Annotated in this window: 15 protein-coding genes and 1 tRNA gene; 9 read left to right on the top strand and 7 right to left on the bottom strand. The window is 70.2% G+C overall.

The annotated features are described in order from the left end of the window. The first annotated feature begins 9 nt into the window (after nucleotides 1-9). From ACXDC7_RS00990 to ACXDC7_RS00950, 9 genes are all read left to right on the top strand, one after another. Nucleotides 10-1161: a DoxX family membrane protein gene (locus tag ACXDC7_RS00990; RefSeq protein WP_459220884.1), complete on the top strand. Its 1152-nt coding sequence runs from the start codon at nucleotides 10-12 to the stop codon at nucleotides 1159-1161. Nucleotides 1162-1222: 61 nt separating this feature from the next. Next, entirely contained in the window at nucleotides 1223-2824 is a 1602-nt protein-coding gene (locus tag ACXDC7_RS00985; protein ID WP_459220883.1) for an alpha/beta hydrolase, read from the top strand. Nucleotides 2825-2939: 115 nt separating this feature from the next. Next, nucleotides 2940-3015 (top strand) — tRNA-Thr (locus ACXDC7_RS00980). A gap of 35 nt (nucleotides 3016-3050) precedes the next feature. Further along, nucleotides 3051-3524 carry an OsmC family protein gene (locus ACXDC7_RS00975; RefSeq protein ID WP_459220882.1) on the top strand — a complete coding sequence of 158 codons (474 nt, stop codon included), beginning with the start codon at nucleotides 3051-3053 and terminating at the stop codon, nucleotides 3522-3524. 155 nt (nucleotides 3525-3679) lie between these two features. Continuing rightward, nucleotides 3680-4102, top strand: a complete 423-nt coding sequence (locus ACXDC7_RS00970; RefSeq protein ID WP_459220881.1) for a hypothetical protein — start codon at nucleotides 3680-3682, stop codon at nucleotides 4100-4102. Nucleotides 4103-4188: 86 nt separating this feature from the next. Continuing rightward, nucleotides 4189-5538, top strand: a complete 1350-nt coding sequence (locus ACXDC7_RS00965; RefSeq protein WP_459220880.1) for an extracellular solute-binding protein — start codon at nucleotides 4189-4191, stop codon at nucleotides 5536-5538. Beyond that, nucleotides 5535-6467 carry a carbohydrate ABC transporter permease gene (locus ACXDC7_RS00960; protein ID WP_343045923.1) on the top strand — a complete coding sequence of 311 codons (933 nt, stop codon included), beginning with the start codon at nucleotides 5535-5537 and terminating at the stop codon, nucleotides 6465-6467. Before ACXDC7_RS00965 ends, ACXDC7_RS00960 begins: the two co-directional genes overlap by 4 nt. Continuing rightward, nucleotides 6467-7303: a carbohydrate ABC transporter permease gene (locus ACXDC7_RS00955; RefSeq protein WP_179445235.1), complete on the top strand. Its 837-nt coding sequence runs from the start codon at nucleotides 6467-6469 to the stop codon at nucleotides 7301-7303. Before ACXDC7_RS00960 ends, ACXDC7_RS00955 begins: the two co-directional genes overlap by 1 nt. A 14-nt stretch (nucleotides 7304-7317) precedes the next feature. Then, nucleotides 7318-8586 carry a sn-glycerol-3-phosphate ABC transporter ATP-binding protein UgpC gene (locus tag ACXDC7_RS00950; protein WP_179445236.1) on the top strand — a complete coding sequence of 423 codons (1269 nt, stop codon included), beginning with the start codon at nucleotides 7318-7320 and terminating at the stop codon, nucleotides 8584-8586. Nucleotides 8587-8613: 27 nt separating this feature from the next. Here ACXDC7_RS00950 and ACXDC7_RS00945 read toward each other — a convergent pair whose 3' ends face one another. The 7 genes from ACXDC7_RS00945 to ACXDC7_RS00915 all read right to left on the bottom strand — a co-directional run bounded on the left by ACXDC7_RS00945 (nucleotide 8614) and on the right by ACXDC7_RS00915 (nucleotide 15700). Beyond that, a complete protein-coding gene (locus ACXDC7_RS00945) occupies nucleotides 8614-9420 on the bottom strand; it encodes an LLM class F420-dependent oxidoreductase (protein WP_459220879.1) in 807 nt (268 codons plus the stop codon). Nucleotides 9421-9506: 86 nt separating this feature from the next. Beyond that, complete coding sequence (locus ACXDC7_RS00940; protein ID WP_459220878.1) at nucleotides 9507-9983, bottom strand: GatB/YqeY domain-containing protein; 477 nt, start codon at nucleotides 9981-9983, stop codon at nucleotides 9507-9509. Nucleotides 9984-10019: 36 nt separating this feature from the next. Beyond that, a complete protein-coding gene (locus tag ACXDC7_RS00935) occupies nucleotides 10020-10898 on the bottom strand; it encodes a DUF4031 domain-containing protein (protein ID WP_459220877.1) in 879 nt (292 codons plus the stop codon). A 7-nt stretch (nucleotides 10899-10905) separates the two neighbouring features. Then, nucleotides 10906-11757: a fumarylacetoacetate hydrolase family protein gene (locus ACXDC7_RS00930; RefSeq protein ID WP_459220876.1), complete on the bottom strand. Its 852-nt coding sequence runs from the start codon at nucleotides 11755-11757 to the stop codon at nucleotides 10906-10908. A 96-nt stretch (nucleotides 11758-11853) separates the two neighbouring features. Next, nucleotides 11854-12933 (bottom strand): ATP-dependent DNA ligase, encoded by a 1080-nt coding sequence (locus ACXDC7_RS00925; RefSeq protein WP_459220875.1) that lies wholly within the window; start codon nucleotides 12931-12933, stop codon nucleotides 11854-11856. Nucleotides 12934-12981: 48 nt separating this feature from the next. Beyond that, nucleotides 12982-14223 carry a low temperature requirement protein A gene (locus ACXDC7_RS00920; RefSeq protein ID WP_459220874.1) on the bottom strand — a complete coding sequence of 414 codons (1242 nt, stop codon included), beginning with the start codon at nucleotides 14221-14223 and terminating at the stop codon, nucleotides 12982-12984. 31 nt (nucleotides 14224-14254) lie between these two features. After that, nucleotides 14255-15700 (bottom strand): MinD/ParA family ATP-binding protein, encoded by a 1446-nt coding sequence (locus tag ACXDC7_RS00915; RefSeq protein WP_459220873.1) that lies wholly within the window; start codon nucleotides 15698-15700, stop codon nucleotides 14255-14257. Nucleotides 15701-15787 lie beyond the last annotated feature (87 nt).

The raw sequence follows: 15787 nt of genomic DNA, 5'->3' as shown, positions 1-15787 counted from the left end.
GAGAGGCTCGTGGCCACCAGGTCCGATGACGCGAACGATCGCGGTGACTCCGGCGACGAGCGCGCGCCCGAGGAACCGTCGCGGTCGGGCTCGTCCGCGATGCGCCGATCGAGCCACGCCGACGACAACCAGGCGAAGCCTGCGTCCCAGGCGCCGGGGCCGGCCGCTGCCGATGAGCAGGCGACCGAACTCGTCGACCGGCCCGGCAAGGACAGGTCCGGGCACGCCAAGGACACGACTGTCGGCGCCAAGGACACAACCGCCGGCGCCAAGGACACAACCGCCGGCGCCAAGGACACAACCGCCGGCGCCAAGGACACGACTGCGGACGACAGGACCGACGAATCCACCGAGACCCGGCCCGCCGGGTCCGCACAGGACGGGGAGGCGACCGAGGTGACTTCCAATGATCCCGCCGACGGCGAGCGCACCGAGTTGCTCACCGAGCAGCGGCCCGACGACCGCAGGCCCCTCTACCGCGACGAGGCGGGACGCGATGCCGACTCCGAGCCGACCGAGACCATGGCGGCATTCCGCGACCGCGAGTCCGAAGGCACCCAGGTGATGCCGCTCGCCGCCGGCACTGCGGCCGGGGAGACCGACTGGGAGGAGCGCCGCCGCGCCCGCGACGAGGCGCTGGGCAAGCGCACACCGCCCCCGGTCGTCGTCGGCGACGAAGCGGTGGCGCCCGCCGCCGGCGCCGGTCGCTCGGCCCGCACGACGGACAGATTCCTCGCTTCGCTGGGTCTGTTCCTGCTGCGGCTGGTCGTCGCGGCGATCATGGGGCTGCACGGCGTCGCCAAGCTGATGGCGATCACCGACGTGCAGACGATGCTGGCGGGCACGGTCATCCCGTACCCGGAGATCATGGCCCTGGTGCTGGCGATCAGCGAGGTGCTGATCGCGCTGTCGCTGCTGTTCGGCCTGCTGGTCCGGCTGTCCGGCCTCGGCGTGGCGCTGATCGGTATCGGCGCGCTGGTGTTCGTGAAGTGGACGACCTTCCCGTTCAGCAATGGCTACGAACTGGCGGGCGAGTTGGAGCTCCTGCTCGGAGCGGTGGGCATCCTGTTCCTCTGCGTGGGCGGCGGTCGCTGGGGCATCGACGGCGGATTCCGCGCCCGCCGGCGCCGGGCCAAGGAGAATGCCGCCGACGAGCGGTGAGCCGGGCGCGCGGTGATGCGTGCGGCGCGCCGCGGTTGTCCCGGTCGATAGATTTGGCCGGGTGAGCGCCGCGTCCGAATCCACGCCCCGCCGTTCGCCACTGTTCCGGGCGGTCGTCGCGGCGGTAGCCGTGACCGCCGCGGTGGTGCTGGTGGTCGGGACGGCACTGAGCGGCGTGGTGTTCGTGCAGAGCTCGGCGTCCACGCCGCCGCGTACCAATCAGATCAATCCCGACGGCCGCCCCCTGCAGCCGGTGCCGGACGTCACCCCGCCGGGGATGGTGCCGCGGCCCCAGGAGCTGGCCGGCGGAGCTTGGCAGACCCAGCGGCCCGCCTGGCAGACCTGCGAGGGCGGGCAGTGCGCGACCGTGCTGGCGCCGCTGGACTGGGGCAGCCCCGACGGCCCCACGGCGATCACCCTGAGCCTGCTCAAGGTGCCGGCCAGCCAGTCGCCGCGGCTGGGCACGATCTTCGTCAACCCGGGCGGGCCGGGCGGCGACGGGACGGATTATGCGACGAGCTTCTCCCGCGAGGGGCTCGAGCAGTACGACATCGTCGGTTGGGATCCTCGCGGCGTCGGTGACTCCACGCCGGTTCGCTGTGATGATGCGGCGTTGCAGATGTTGATCAACCAGGATGCCTCCCCCGACGACCAGGGCGAGCGGACCGATCTGATGCAGGCCGAGGTGAACCTCGGCGCGTCCTGCCTGGCGCAGTCGGGCGCGCTGCTGCAACACATCTCGACCGAGGACACCGTTCGTGATCTTGACATGTTGCGCGGCATCGTGGGCGACCAGCGGTTGAACTACTTCGGCGCCTCCTACGGCACGCAGGTCGGCGCCCGCTACGCCGAGCTGTTCCCCGAGCGGTCGGGCCGGCTCGTGCTGGACGGCGCCGTCGACGTGACCGGCGAGGAGGAGGTCAGCCAGGCCCAGGGCTTCGAGCGGGCCCTCGGCAATTTCGTCGACTGGTGCGTCGGTCAGCAGCAGCTTTGTCAGCTCGGCGCCAATCCCGACCAGGTGCGAGCCACGATCACCGAGCTCACGGAGCAGGCGGATGCCCGCCCGATCCGAGCCGGCTCGCGCGAGCTGACCCAGACCGGTCTGGTCACCGGGATCTCCGCGGTGCTGTATGCCGATGAGACCGCGTTTCCCTATCTCGCGCAGGGCATCGCCGATGCGCGCAGCGGCAACGGCGAGCTGATGCTCGCATTCGCCGACGGCTACTACCAGCGCGAGGAGGACGGGTCCTTCGGGTCGCTGATGAAGGCCTTCCCGGCGATCCGCTGCCTGGACGAGGCCGATGAGGGGTACGCGGGAGCCGACGCGAAGGCGGCCGAGGCCGCGGCGGCGGCGCCCTGGGCGGGCAGGTTCATGGGCCCGGACTACGCGTGCCCGTCGTGGCCGGTGCCGGCCGTGCCCGCGCCCGGGCCGCTGGAGCCCGCCACGGGCGCTCGCCCGATCCTGGTCGTCGGTACGACCGGCGACCCGGCCACGCCGTACGAGAACGCCGTGACGATGGCCAAGCAGCTCGGGGTCGGCAGGTTGGTCACCTTCGAGGGGGCGGGGCACGTCGCCTACGGCCGCAGCTCGTGCGTCGGGCGTACCGTCGTCAACTACTTCCGCGACCGCATCCCCGAGGGGGAGACGGTCTGCAAGGAGTGACGGCGCCGTCTGTACGACGTTTGCGTCATATCTGACGCAAACGTCGGTACGCACGCCCGCCGATTCGTGGCGGGCGCGCCCGAGCCGCTATAGTCATGCACCGGCCGCAGGTCGCGCCACCTTAGCTCAGTCGGTAGAGCGACGCTCTCGTAAAGCGTAGGTCACCGGTTCGATTCCGGTAGGTGGCTCCAGCGTGCACACCGCCTCTCCCGGCTAGCCTTCTGCCGTGCGGCACAGCTACGACGTCGAGGTGGAGTGGACGGGCAACCGGGGTGCGGGCACGACCGGGCATCGCGACTACGGGCGCGAGCACATCGTTCGGGTCGACGGGCTGCCCGACATCGCCGGCACGGCGGATCCGGCGTTCCGCGGTGATCGCGAGCGGCACAATCCGGAACAGCTGCTGGTCGCGGCGCTCGCGCAGTGCCACATGCTGAGCTATTTCCATCGCGCGGTGCTGACCGGCGTCGTGGTGACGGCCTATGCCGACCGGGCCCACGGGGAGATGACCCAAGAAGGGTCCGGCGGGCGCTTCGCGCGGGTCGTGCTGCACCCGGTGGTCACCGTCCCCGACGCCTCCATGGTGGATGCTGCCATCGCGGCCCACGGCCCCGCCTCGGCCGACTGCTTCATCGCCAACAGCGTCAACTTCCCCGTCGATCATGAGGTGACGATCTTGGTCGAGGGGCAGGACGGCTGAGTCCGGCCGCGCCTTCGAAGGACTTCGCCTCACGCGCGTCGGAGGTCAGCAAGCGGTCATGGCACCAGCCTGACACCGCTCACGCTTGATCGTGAGCGCCGCAGCGACCATGATCAAAGTGCCCGCACCGCACGGTTCGGGTGAAGGGTGCGATCATGCGTCGGTTTGCCGTCCATTGGGCGATCGGCTCGCTCTCAGCGACTACCCCCGGGTTGTTGATCTTCGCGGGCGGTCACCCACCGGATGCCCGCCGACTCATGGTCGCGCTCTACTTCGTCGGTGCCTCGCTGGCGATCGGCGTGCTGCTCACCGCCGCGATCCGGCGATGGTCCCGTCGATCGGAGCATCGCCGTACGGGCACCGTGATCGCGCTCGTCACCTGGTTGCTGACCGCGCTGCTGGCCGTCCCGACCGGCGCACTCGCCGCCGGCGATCCGGGCGCCTTGGCCTCGGCCTGGCGCTGGTACCTGCCGTTCTTCCTCGGATCGTCGGTACTGATCGCGCTGCTGGGCGGCCACGTCGTGGCGAGGCCGTTCGACTCGGTACGCCGGTCCGGGTTGCTTGCCCCGCGGCGCTGACGCCGCCCGGATCCCGCCCCAACGGTTGCTTTATCGTCTCATCCGCGGGACGCTCGATTCAGTGAGTCGACCTGAATCGCAGCGGGGTGATCGTCTTGACAGATGTCCGCAACGATCGTGGGGCGAGTGCGCGCGCAGCACGAACCGGCCGGCGCGCCAGGGGCCTCGGGGCGGTCGCGGCGCTCGCCGCCCTCAGCTTCAGCCTCGGCGCGTGCGCCGGTGACGGCGGCCCGCCGACCCTGACCTGGTACATCAATCCCGACGACGGCGGCCAGGCCGCGCTCGCGGAGAAGTGCACGGCCGAGGCCGGCGGGGCGTACCGGATCGAGACCTCGCTGCTGCCCAACGACGCGGCCAGCCAGCGCGAACAGCTCGCCCGCCGACTCGCCGCGGGCGATCCGAGCATGGACATCATGAGCCTGGACCCGCCCTACATTCCGGAGCTGGCCGAGCCGGGGTTCCTCGCGCCGGTCCCGCCCGACGTCGCCGAGCGCACCAGCCGCGGCGTCGTGCAGGGCGCACTCGACGGCGCGACCTGGAACGATCGGCTGGTCACCGTCCCGTTCTGGGCCAACACCCAGATCCTGTGGTACCGCAAGTCGGTCGCGGAGGCGGCCGGGCTCGATCTGGGCCAGCCGGTGACCTGGGACCAGTTGATCCAGGCAGCGCAGACCCAGGACAAGGAGCTCGCGGTGCAGGGCGCGCGGGCCGAGTCGATGACGGTCTGGGTGAATGCGCTGATCGCCTCCGGCGGCGGCGAGATCATCGTCAATCCCGACGCCAACGCCCGCGACATCCAGCTCGGCCTGGACAGCCCGGCCGGTGTCGATGCCGCGCGGATCGTCAGCACCATCGGCCGCGAGGGGCTCGGCGGTCCGGGCCTGCCGACGATGGACGAGAACCAGTCGATGAGCCTGTTCCAGTCCGACCGCGGTTCGTTCATGGTCAACTACAACTTCGTCTGGCCGGCGATGCAGGGGTCGGTCGAGGACGGTTCGCTCGACCAGGCCGTCGTCGACGACATCGGCTGGGCGCTCTACCCGCGGGTCTCGCCCGATCGCGAGACCGCTCCACCGCTCGGCGGGATCAACCTCGGGGTCGGTGCCCGCAGCACGCATCCCGACCTTGCCTACCGGGCAATCGAGTGCATCGTCTCGCCGGAGAACCAGGCGGAGTACTTCGTCACCAACGGCAATCCGCCGTCCGCCCTCGCCGCGTTCGACGATCCGCAGGTACGCCAGAAGTTCCCGATGGCCCCGACGATCCGCGACTCCCTCGACATCGCGGTGCCGCGGCCGCAGACGCCCTACTACAACGAGGTGTCCACGGGCATCCAGCAGACCTGGACCCCGCCGGCCGATGTCGACCCGGCGACGACACCGCGCGATTCCCAGGAGTTCATCACGGCCGTCCTGCGAGGGGAGCGATTGCTGTGAGCAGCCAGGCGGCGACAGGCAAGCCGGCGATGAGCGAGCGGGCGCGGGCCGAGGCCCGCCTGGGCTGGCTGCTCGCCGGACCGGCATTCGTGATCATGCTGCTGGTCACGGCGTACCCTATCCTGCAGGCGATCTATGAATCGCTGTTCCGGTTCCGGCTGACCGCGCCCGACGAGCGCCAGTTCGTCGGCCTGGCCAACTACGCGGTGATCCTGTCGGACTGGGTGTGGTGGCGCGACCTGTTGGTCACGCTGCTGATCACGGTGATCACCGTGGCCGTCGAGCTGGTGCTCGGCTTCGCCCTGGCGCTGGTCATGCACGGCGCGATCAAGCAGCTCCGCGGCCTGTTGCGCACGGCAATCCTGGTGCCTTATGGCATCATCACCGTGGTCAGCGCCTTTGCCTGGTTCTACGCCTTCGACATCAACTCAGGCTTCGTCAACCAGTGGTTCGCCTGGGTGCCGGGGATCTCGCCGGACCTGAACTGGTTCGCCGAGTTCGGCACGTCGATCTTCGTGATCATCGCCTCCGAGATCTGGAAGACGACCCCGTTCATCTCGCTGCTGCTGTTGGCGGGCCTGGCCCAGGTGCCGGGCGAGCTGACCGAGGCGGCCAAGGTGGACGGCGCGACCCGCTGGGAGCTGTTCCGCAAGGTGACCCTGCCGAACATGAAGGCGGCGATCATGGTCGCGGTGCTGTTCCGGGCGCTCGATGCCTTCCGGATCTTCGACAATGTGTTCATCATGACCAACGGGGCCAACAACACAGAGGTCTTGTCGCTGTTGGCGTACCGGACCTCGATCGGTCGACTGGAGATAGGCATGGGTTCGGCGATCTCCGTGCTGCTCTTCTTGTGCGTACTGCTGATCGCCTTTCTGGCGATCAAGGTCTTCAAGGTCGATCTGGCCGGAAGCAGGGGAGGGAACTGATGCCTACCCGGGTCAAGATCGGCTGGGCCGTGATCACCGTCCTGGTGCTGGTCTACGCGCTGGGGCCGGTGGCCTCGATCCTCGCCACCTCGTTCAAGTCCTCGGGCGACCTGACCACGCCGGGCTTCCTGCCGGCCAGTGGCGGCACGCTGGACAACTACGAGCTGATCCTGGTCGGCGATGCGCAGAGCCTGTTCCTCACCGCGCTGCGCAACTCGATCGGCATCACGCTGTTGTCGACGCTGATCGCGGTCGTGTTGGCCACCCTCTGCGCGTACGCCATCGCCCGGCTCGACTTCCCCGGCAAGCGGATCATCCTGACCACCGCGCTCGCCGTGTCGATCTTTCCCGTGATCTCCATCGTCACGCCGCTGTTCAACCTGTGGCGCAGCATCGGGCTCTACGACACCTGGCCCGGGTTGATCATTCCCTACCTGTCGCTGACGTTGCCGATCTCGATCTGGACGCTGGCGGCGTTCTTCCGGCAGATCCCGTGGGAGCTGGAGCAGGCCGCCCAGGTCGACGGCGCGACGACCTGGCAGGCCTTCCGGAAGGCAATCGTTCCGCTCGCCGCACCCGGCGTGTTCACCACCGCGATCATCGCCTTCTTCATCGCCTGGAACGACTTCGTGTACGGCATCTCGCTGACCTCGACCGAGGCCGCCCGGCCGGTACCGGCGGCGCTGGCCTTCTTCACCGGGGCGTCGCAGTTCGAGGAACCGACCGGCGCCATCTCGGCCGCCGCGATCATCGTCACCATCCCGGTGGTGATTCTCGTGCTGCTCTTCCAGCGGCAGATCATCTCGGGTCTCACCCAGGGCGCCGTCAAGGGCTAGGAAGGAATGCCATCGTGTCATCGATCGAGCTGAACAATCTCGTCAAGAAGTACGGGGACGGCTTTCCCGCGATCAACGACGTCAGCATCGACATCCCCGACGGGGAGTTCATCATCCTGGTCGGGCCGTCCGGTTCGGGGAAGTCGACGTTGTTGCGGATGATCGTCGGCCTGGAGGACATCACGTCCGGCGATCTGATGATCAACGGCCAGCGGGTGAACGAGAAGGCGCCGCGGGATCGCAACCTGGCCATGGTGTTCCAGAACTACGCGCTGTACCCGCACCTGACGGTCTTCGAGAACATCGCGTTCCCGCTGCGACTGAACAAGCACAAGCTGTCCGAGGACGAGATCCGCGACCGGGTCAACCGCGCGGCGGCGACGCTGGAGCTGACCGAGCATCTCGACCGCAAGCCCGGCAATCTGTCCGGCGGCCAGCGGCAGCGGGTGGCGATGGGCCGGGCGATCGTCCGGCAGGCGGATGCCTTCTTGTTCGACGAGCCGCTGTCGAACCTGGACGCCAAGCTGCGCGGGCAGATGCGTACCGAGATCGCCCAGATGCAGCGCCGGCTGGGCATCACCAGCGTCTACGTGACCCATGATCAGACCGAGGCGATGACGCTCGGTGACCGGGTGGCCGTGCTGAAGCGCGGGGTGTTGCAGCAGGTGGCGTCGCCGCGCGAGCTGTACGAGCAGCCGGTGAATCTCTTCGTCGCCGGCTTCATCGGCTCGCCGTCGATGAACTTCCTGCCGGCCGAGATCGACGGCACCGTCGCGCGTACCCCCTTGGGGGACTGGGAGATTCCGGCCGAGAAGGCCGAGAAGGGGCGCGGACGCGGCGTCGTGATGTTGGGGGTACGCCCGGAGGCGTTCGAGGATGCCGCCTTCGCCGATGCGGCGCTCAAACAGCACGGGTCGGAGTTCTCCGCGGAGCTGACGCACACCGAATGGCTCGGCAACGAGCAGTACGGGTACCTGACCTTCGAGCCCGAGGAGGGGGTACGCAAGGTGCTCGACGAGCTCGCGAAGGACCTCGACGCCGACGAGCTGAACGTACAGGTGGTCGTGTCGCTGGATGCGAACAGCCGGCTCAAGGGTGGGAAGACCGGCACGATCTGGGTCGACACCCGGCGGGTGCACCTGTTCGATCCCGAGACCGGTGAGAACCTGACCCGCGACGCCGAGGAAGGCGCCCGGCTGACCCAGGAGGCCGCCGAGGACCGCGCCGAGGAGATCGCGCAGGCCAAGGAGCGCGACGCCAAGGCGGCGCAGGCCGTCGGGTAGGTCGCGCCGGCCGGTGGGTGACGCCGCTCAGGCGTTGCGCTGATCGCGCCAGGCGATCCAGCGCTCGAGGCCGCCGAGGTCGTAGTCCGGGCCTCCGACACCCATCGTGAACAGCCGCGCGCCCGCATCGTGCAACGCATCGGCCTTCTCGTCCGGTGGGCCGATCGGCTGGCCGTCGCGGCCGCGCGCGTTCACGCCGACCGAGATCTCGATCTCCGACCGATCGCGGCCGACCGCCGCGCAGTGCTCGTCGAGCACGCCGAGCTTGTGCCGCAGCGACTGAAGATCGGCGAAGCTGTGCCAGATGTCGGCGTGCTTCGCCACCAGCCGCAGGGTCTTCTTCTCGCCCTGGCCACCGATCAGCATCGGGATCTTCCGGGTCGGCCGGGGATTCAACCCCTCGAATCGCCGCTCGATCCGGGGCAGCGCCTCGGCAAGGTCGTCGAGGCGGCTGCCGCGCGTACCGAACTCATAGCCGTATTCCTCGTAGTCGCGCCCGGCCCAGCCCGACCCGATCCCGAGCACCAGCCGCCCGTCGCTGATGTGATCGACCGTGCGGGCCATGTCGGCCAGCAGGTCGGGATTGCGATAGGAATTGCAGGTCACCAGCGCGGCGATCTCGGCCCGCGAGGTCTGCTCGGCCCACGCCCCGAGCACCGTCCAACACTCGAAGTGCTTGCCGTCCGGGTCGCCGGTCAGCGGGAAGAAGTGGTCCCAGGTGAAGATGATGTCGACGCCGGCGTCCTCGGCCCGCGCCACGGCATCGCGGATCTGGGGATAGTCGGCGTGCTGGGGCTGTAGCTGGATTCCGATCCGGGTGGGCCGTTCGCTCATGCACCGACCCTAACCCGCGATTGTTTCCGCAGTTATGCCCGCTCTGGACGTATCAGAGCGGGCATAACTACGGAAACAATCGCGAGTCAGGAGGAGGAAGAGAGCGCGGCGCGTACGCGGGCGGCGACGGCCGACCCGTCGGCCCGGCCCTGCGCCTTGGCATTCACGCCCTTGATCACCTGGCCCATCTGCTTCATGGTCGGCCGCTCGCCGAGCTGTTCGGTGACCGCGGCGATCTCGGCCTCGACCAGCGCGGCGAGCTCGTCGTCGGTCAGCGGGGCCGGCAGGTACGCCGAGAGCAGCTCGGCCTCGGCGAGCTCGGCCGCCGCCTGCTCCTCGCGCCCGCCGGAGGCGAATCCCTCCGCCGCCTCCTTGCGCTTGCGTACCTCACGATTAACGATCGCCAGCTCGGCCTCGGCGGTCAGCTCGTGCGCGGCCTCGCCGGAGACCTCCTCGGTGCCGATCGCCGTCAGCACCGACCGCAGCACGGTCGTCATCTGCTTGTCGCGCTGCTTCATCGCCGCCGTCAGGTCGGCGCGGATCCGGTCCTTGAGCTCAGCCATGCCCTCATCCTTGCAGACCTGCCCCCGCCGACCCGATCAGAATTCTCCGGCCAGCTCGGCGGCGAGATTGTCCCGGGCCGCCGCCTCCCAGCGCTCGCGCCCGGCCGGCGTACCGAACAACACCGGCCGCTCCAACAGGCCCGCGACCACGGCCCGCCTCCCCTCGGCGAACACCTCCGGGGTGAGCTGGTGATACTCGGCGCGGACGCCGGCCAGATAGCCCGCATAGCGATCCGCCGGCGCGGCGAGGATGCTCAGGTCGGCATCGTTCAGCGTCACCCCGGCCCGGTCGCCCGGCTCCGGGTCGTGGCCCGCCGTCAACCGGACCAGCCGCGCCACCTCGGCCACCTCGTCCTCGCCCACCACACCCGCCAGCCGCCGCTCGGCGAGCAGCGCGGAGGCCTCCTCGTCCGAACCGGGAATGCCGAGATAGACGGCATCGTGGAACCACACCGCCAGCCCGAGCGTCCGCGGATGCCCCGGCCACAGCTCATCGACCGCGGCCAGGCACTCGGCCAGGTGTTGCTGGTCGTGATAGCGCCGCCGCGGCTCGGCCCACCGGTCGATCAGCTCGCCGCCCAGCGCGGCCCGGTCCGGCAGCAGCCGCCGCCACTGCTCGGACAACCGGGTACGCCGCTGCTGCGCCTGCGCCCGATGCCGCCGCTTCGTCACCCGCAACCCCGACGCCCGCAGCCGGGCCGCCAGCTCACCGCCCGCGACGGGCACCGCCCCCGCCGCGACCAGCTCGGCATGACGATGCTCGGCAACGTCGTAGTGGTCGCGGTCGAACGCCCGGGCCGGCACCCGGGCATGGTGGGCGAAGCGGTGCAACTCCGCCAGCGAGGCGTCGGAGACGAGGTGGGAGAACAGCGTCCCGTGCGCGGGCCAGATCGGCCGGTCGATCAGTACGGCCACGACATGCTCAGGTGAAGCGCTGCCGAAGCTCGCCGATGCCCTCGATGGTGCTGACCAGGGTCTGGCCGGGCTGGATCCAGCGCCGCGGATCGCGGCCGAGGCCGACCCCGGACGGCGTACCGGTGAAGATCAGATCGCCCGGGTAGAGGGTGATGATCTTCGACAGCCCGGCGATCAACCCGGGCACCGAGACGATCAACTCGCGGGTACGCGCGTCCTGGACCACCTCCTCGTCCAGCTCGGCCCGCAGGGCAAGATCATCGCGGTCGGGCAGCTCGTCGGGGGTGACCAGCCACGGCCCGGTCGGGGCGAAGCCGGGATAGGACTTGCCGAGGCCGAACTGCGGCGCGGGACCGGCGAGCTGGATCACCCGCTCCGACAGGTCCTGGCCGACGGTCAGGCCGGCGACATGGTCCCACGCCTGTTCCTCGGACACCGCCGAGGCCTCGGTCCCGATGATCGCCACCAGCTCGACCTCCCAATCGGTATTGCCGCCCTCCGGCAGCGCCACCTCGGTGACCGGACCCGACAGCGCGCTGAGGAACTTCGGGAAGACCGGCGGCAGGCCGGTGGGGGAGTCGAAGCCGGATTCGGTGGCATGCTCGGCGTAGTTCAGCCCGATGGCGAGGATCTGCCGCGGCTGCGGCGACGGCGGGCCCAGCTCGGCCGGATCGAACTCCACGGCCTGGTCATCGCGGCCGGCGCCGATCTCGCGCGTCCAGTCGACGAATTCCGGCCACGCGTCGTAGATGCCGGCCGGCTCGGGACCGAACCGCCCGTCGCTCGCCGCGTGCACGTCCAGGGCTCGGCCGGCGCCGGTGATCAGCGCGGCGCGTCCGCCGAGGTTGGCCAGTTTCACGATTCCATCTCTCCTAGGTCGGGTCCGGCTGGGTCAGGTCCGGCGCGGTCGCAGGCCTGAGGCTACGCCTTCGGCCGGTACGCCGGTACGCCCGGATCATCCCGGCGGCAGGATGTCGCCGAGCTCGAAGCGCAGCGGGCGCTCGAGCTGGTCGAAGGTGCAGGACGCGGGGTCGCGGTCGGGCCGCCAGCGGACGAACTGCGCGGTGTGCCGAAAACGCGTGCCCTCCATGTAGTCATAGCGCGCCTCGACCACCAGATCCGGCGACAGGGGCGTGAAGCTCAGATCCTTGCCGGCATTCCACCGGCTGCCCTCGGACTTGCGCGGCGAGCGGGCGCCGGAATCGGTCGTCATCAGTTCGGCGGCCCAGTTCCAGGGATGATCCTCGATCTTGGTCACCAGCGGCTGCAGCTCGGCGTACAGCTCGCGCCGCCGGGCCATCGGGAACGCGCCGATCACGCCGACGCTGGACAGGCTCCCGGTGTCGTCGTAGAGGCCGAGCAGCAGCGAGCCGATCGCCTCCGGATCGCTCTTGTGGGTGCGATATCCGGCGACCACGCAGTCGGCCGTGCGCTCGTGTTTGATCTTGGTCATCACGCGCTTGTCGGGTTGGTACGCCCTGCCCGGCGACTTGGCGATCAGGCCGTCCAGGCCGGCGCCCTCGAAGCGGTCGAACCAGTCCCGGGCCCGTTCGACATCATCGGTCGCCGGGGTCACCCAGATCGGCGGCCGGGCGTCGGCGAGACACTGCTCCAACAGGTCCCGACGGGTGCTGAACGGCTCGCCCATCAGGTCGCGATCGCCCAGCGCCAACAGGTCGAAGGCAACGAAGCCGGCCGGCGTGCGCTCGGCCAGCAGCCGCACCCGGGACTCGGCCGGGTGGATCCGCTGCTGCAACGCCTCGAAGTCCAGGCCGTCGCGGTCGGGGTCGATGATCACGATCTCGCCGTCGATCACCGCGCGCTCGGGAAAGTTGCGGCGTACCGCTTCGACGACCTCGGGAAAGTAGCGGGTCATCGGCCGCTCGTTGCGCGAGCCGATCTCCACCTCGTCGCCGTCGCGGAAGATGATCGACCGGAAGCCGTCCCACTTCGGCTCGTAGGCCATGCCGGCCGGGATCGTCTTCTGCGGCTTGGCCAGCATCGGCTTCACCGGCGGCATCACGGGCAGGTCCATGTGACCACGGTAGTGAACGGTGCCGGCGAGTGGGCCGAATCGACCGGCTCAGGACTCCAGCCGGGCCACGTGGGCCTCGCGGTGGCGGTGCCCGATCACCTCGTCGCCGACGATCACCACGACCGGCGCGAGCGTCAGGATGGCCAGCCCGACGGTGAACGGTACGCCCGCAGCGACGATCGCCACCGCCGCCGCGATCACCACGAGCGCGCCGACCAGCATCCAGGCGTAGGGGCCCGAGGACCCCGAAAGCATCCGGTAGAACCAGAACAGCACGATCAGATAGATCCCCAGCGGCACCGCGACGGTGAGGATCGACTCGATCGGTCCGATCACGTTCTTGCCCTCGATCTCGTACGCGCCGACGTCCAGCCCGGCGCCGACCGCGGCGATCGGGGCGAAGATCGCAAAATGGCCGTACGCCCACCGGATCGCCGCGCCGCGCCGCCGCTCCAGGGTCTCGGCGTGCGGCACGATGAAGTAGATCCACCACATGCCGAACGTCAGACCGACCCCGGCGAAGGTGACCAGCGCGGCATCGAGCGTCCAGCCCTGCTCGCCGACCGCCGCGCTCACCGCGGCGATCGTGCCGACGACGCACTCGCCGAGCATGATGATCGTCAGCAGCCCGAAGCGTTCCGCCAGGTGATGGGCGTGCCACGGGGTGGCCTGGCGCCGCTCGGCGAGCGCCGGGCCGCCCAGCTCGACGGCGTACAGGACCGCGATCAGCGCAAGGAGCGCCGGCAGCGGAAGCGGCAGGATCGCGGTCAGGATCCAGCCGGCCTGCGCGATCACGATGGTCGCGATGTGGGTGTGCGCGACCCGCCGGTAGGGCCCGCGGCTGACCCGCAGCCATTGCAGCGCCATCGCGATGCGCATGATCACGTAGCCGAGCACCAGGACCCGGTTGTCGACGACCTGGCCGGCGTCGAGGGAGCTGAACACGGGCGGTACGCCGAGCGCCAGCACCACCACGCCGCACATCTGCAGCATGGTCAACAACCGGTACAGCCAGTCGTCGGTGTCGAAGGCCGACGCGAATGTCGTCCAGCCGAACCACGCCCAGACGATCGCGTACATCACGAACGCGAAGGCGAGGATCGCCGAGGCCCAGTGTGCCTCGCCGAGCGAGTGCGCGAATGTCGACGACGCGATCCCCACCGCGACCACGAAGACGAGGTCGAAGAGCAGCTCCAACGGGGTCGCGGCGCGATGCGGCTCCTCGGGATCGCGCCCGCGCATCGGTACCAGCCGGTGCGACAGGCCCCGCGTACCGGATGTCTCGGTCATCGGGTCCCCCTCGATCGTGTGCGGTATGCCGTCAGTCGCGGGCGGCGAACCGGCGGGCGACGGCGTAGGCCAGGTCCTCGTAGGCGGCGGCCGTCTCCGGGGAGAGTCGATCCCAGGCGAACAGGCCGCCGACGTGCAGCGACGGGTCGTAGGGGACGAAGATCACCTCACCGACCCGGCCGGCGAATCGCTCGGTCAGCTCGGCCTCGCGCTGACGCTGTCGGCGGATGAACGCGGCGCGCAGCTCGGCGATCCGCTCGGCGGGCATCTGCTCGGCGGGCGGCAGCGAGAACGGCTCGATCTGGGTGATCGCCACGATCGCATTCCGGACCAGGGCCGGATCGGCGTGCTCCTCCCACCAGTCCAGGGTTTCCCAGGCCAGGTCGGCGCCGTCATGGGCCGTCGTCGCCGGTACCACCAGGGTGTCGGTATTGCCGTAGACCTCCGACATCAGCGGCAGGGTCAGGTCGGTGCCGGTATCGGTCATGATCACGCTGCGGAAGGTCTTGGCGATGTCCAGGACGGTGGCGTACTCCTCGGCGGAGAAGCCCTGCGCCTCGGCCGGGTTGGGCTCGGACGCCAGCACCTCGAAGCGGCTCGCGGCCTGGGAGGTGAACCGCCGGAAGTCCTTGGCGGTACGCACATCCTCGGCGTCGGCGACAAGATCACGAACGGTCAGTCCGGTTTCCTCGCCGAGCCGGCGGGCGAGCGTACCGCGATGGGCATTGCCGTCGATCGCCAGCACCAGATCGCGCCGGTGCAGGGCCAGCGCGGTGCCGATGGCGAGCACGATGGTGGTCTTGGTGATGCCACCCTTGAGCGACGACACGGTGATCAGGTGATGATCGACCGGGGTGTCGATCACCCGCCGACGCTCCTCCCGGGCGGCCGCGGCCTCGGCCTCGCGCCGGCGCTGCTCGGCGGCGCGCTGGTCGGCGAGGGCGCGGGCCTGGGCCTCTTCCTCCTCGCGCCGGCGACGCCCCCCGCCGAAGGCATCGGCGATCCGGTCGAACAATCCGCGGCGCGCGGCCGGCTCGGCGGTCGGTCGTTGCGGCTGGCGGGAGGGCGGGCCGAACGGCGAGGGCGGCGGCGGATCGGGCTCACCGACCGGCGTGGTGGGCGCCTGGTCGAAGCCGTGCCGCGGCGACGGGGTCGGCGACGGGTCCGGCGGCGAGGGCTGCCGGTGCGGGACCGGGCCCGGCGCGACGTGCCGGGGTTGCTGGGGCCCCGGTTGCCACGACGCACCCTGGCGGGGCGGCGCCGGCTGCTGGGGCTGTTGTTGCGGGCCGGGCGGCCAGGCGTGCGAGCGGGGCGAGCGATCCTCCGGCGCCCGCGACGGCGTGTCCTGCGAACGCGGCTGGTCGTCGGGGCGCGGCGGCTGTGCCGGGTCCTGGAGGGCGCGCCGACCAGCCGCCGGTCCGTCATCGCCCCAGGGCGTCTGGGGCCAGGGCGAGTTCGGCTGATTCGGCTGGGTCATCTGGTTGGGCCTCCCGCTTCCGTGCGTACCGGTCCGAGTGCTTCGCCAACCGTAATGCCTGCGCGCACCCGGGCCGCGCAACGGTGC

Source organism: Naumannella huperziae (assembly GCF_054073625.1).
The sequence above is the reverse complement of the archived record's forward strand: the minus strand, read 5'-3'. Positions and strand labels throughout refer to the sequence as shown.

Coding starts and splice junctions, on each gene's coding strand:
- ACXDC7_RS00915 (WP_459220873.1), bottom strand. CDS start 15,700: ATGACCCAGCCGAATCAGCCGAACTCGCCCTGGCCCCAGACGCCCTGG.
- ACXDC7_RS00940 (WP_459220878.1), bottom strand. CDS start 9,983: ATGGCTGAGCTCAAGGACCGGATCCGCGCCGACCTGACGGCGGCGATG.
- ACXDC7_RS00925 (WP_459220875.1), bottom strand. CDS start 12,933: ATGGACCTGCCCGTGATGCCGCCGGTGAAGCCGATGCTGGCCAAGCCG.
- ACXDC7_RS00945 (WP_459220879.1), bottom strand. CDS start 9,420: ATGAGCGAACGGCCCACCCGGATCGGAATCCAGCTACAGCCCCAGCAC.
- ACXDC7_RS00955 (WP_179445235.1), top strand. CDS start 6,467: ATGCCTACCCGGGTCAAGATCGGCTGGGCCGTGATCACCGTCCTGGTG.
- ACXDC7_RS00970 (WP_459220881.1), top strand. CDS start 3,680: ATGCGTCGGTTTGCCGTCCATTGGGCGATCGGCTCGCTCTCAGCGACT.
- ACXDC7_RS00920 (WP_459220874.1), bottom strand. CDS start 14,223: ATGACCGAGACATCCGGTACGCGGGGCCTGTCGCACCGGCTGGTACCG.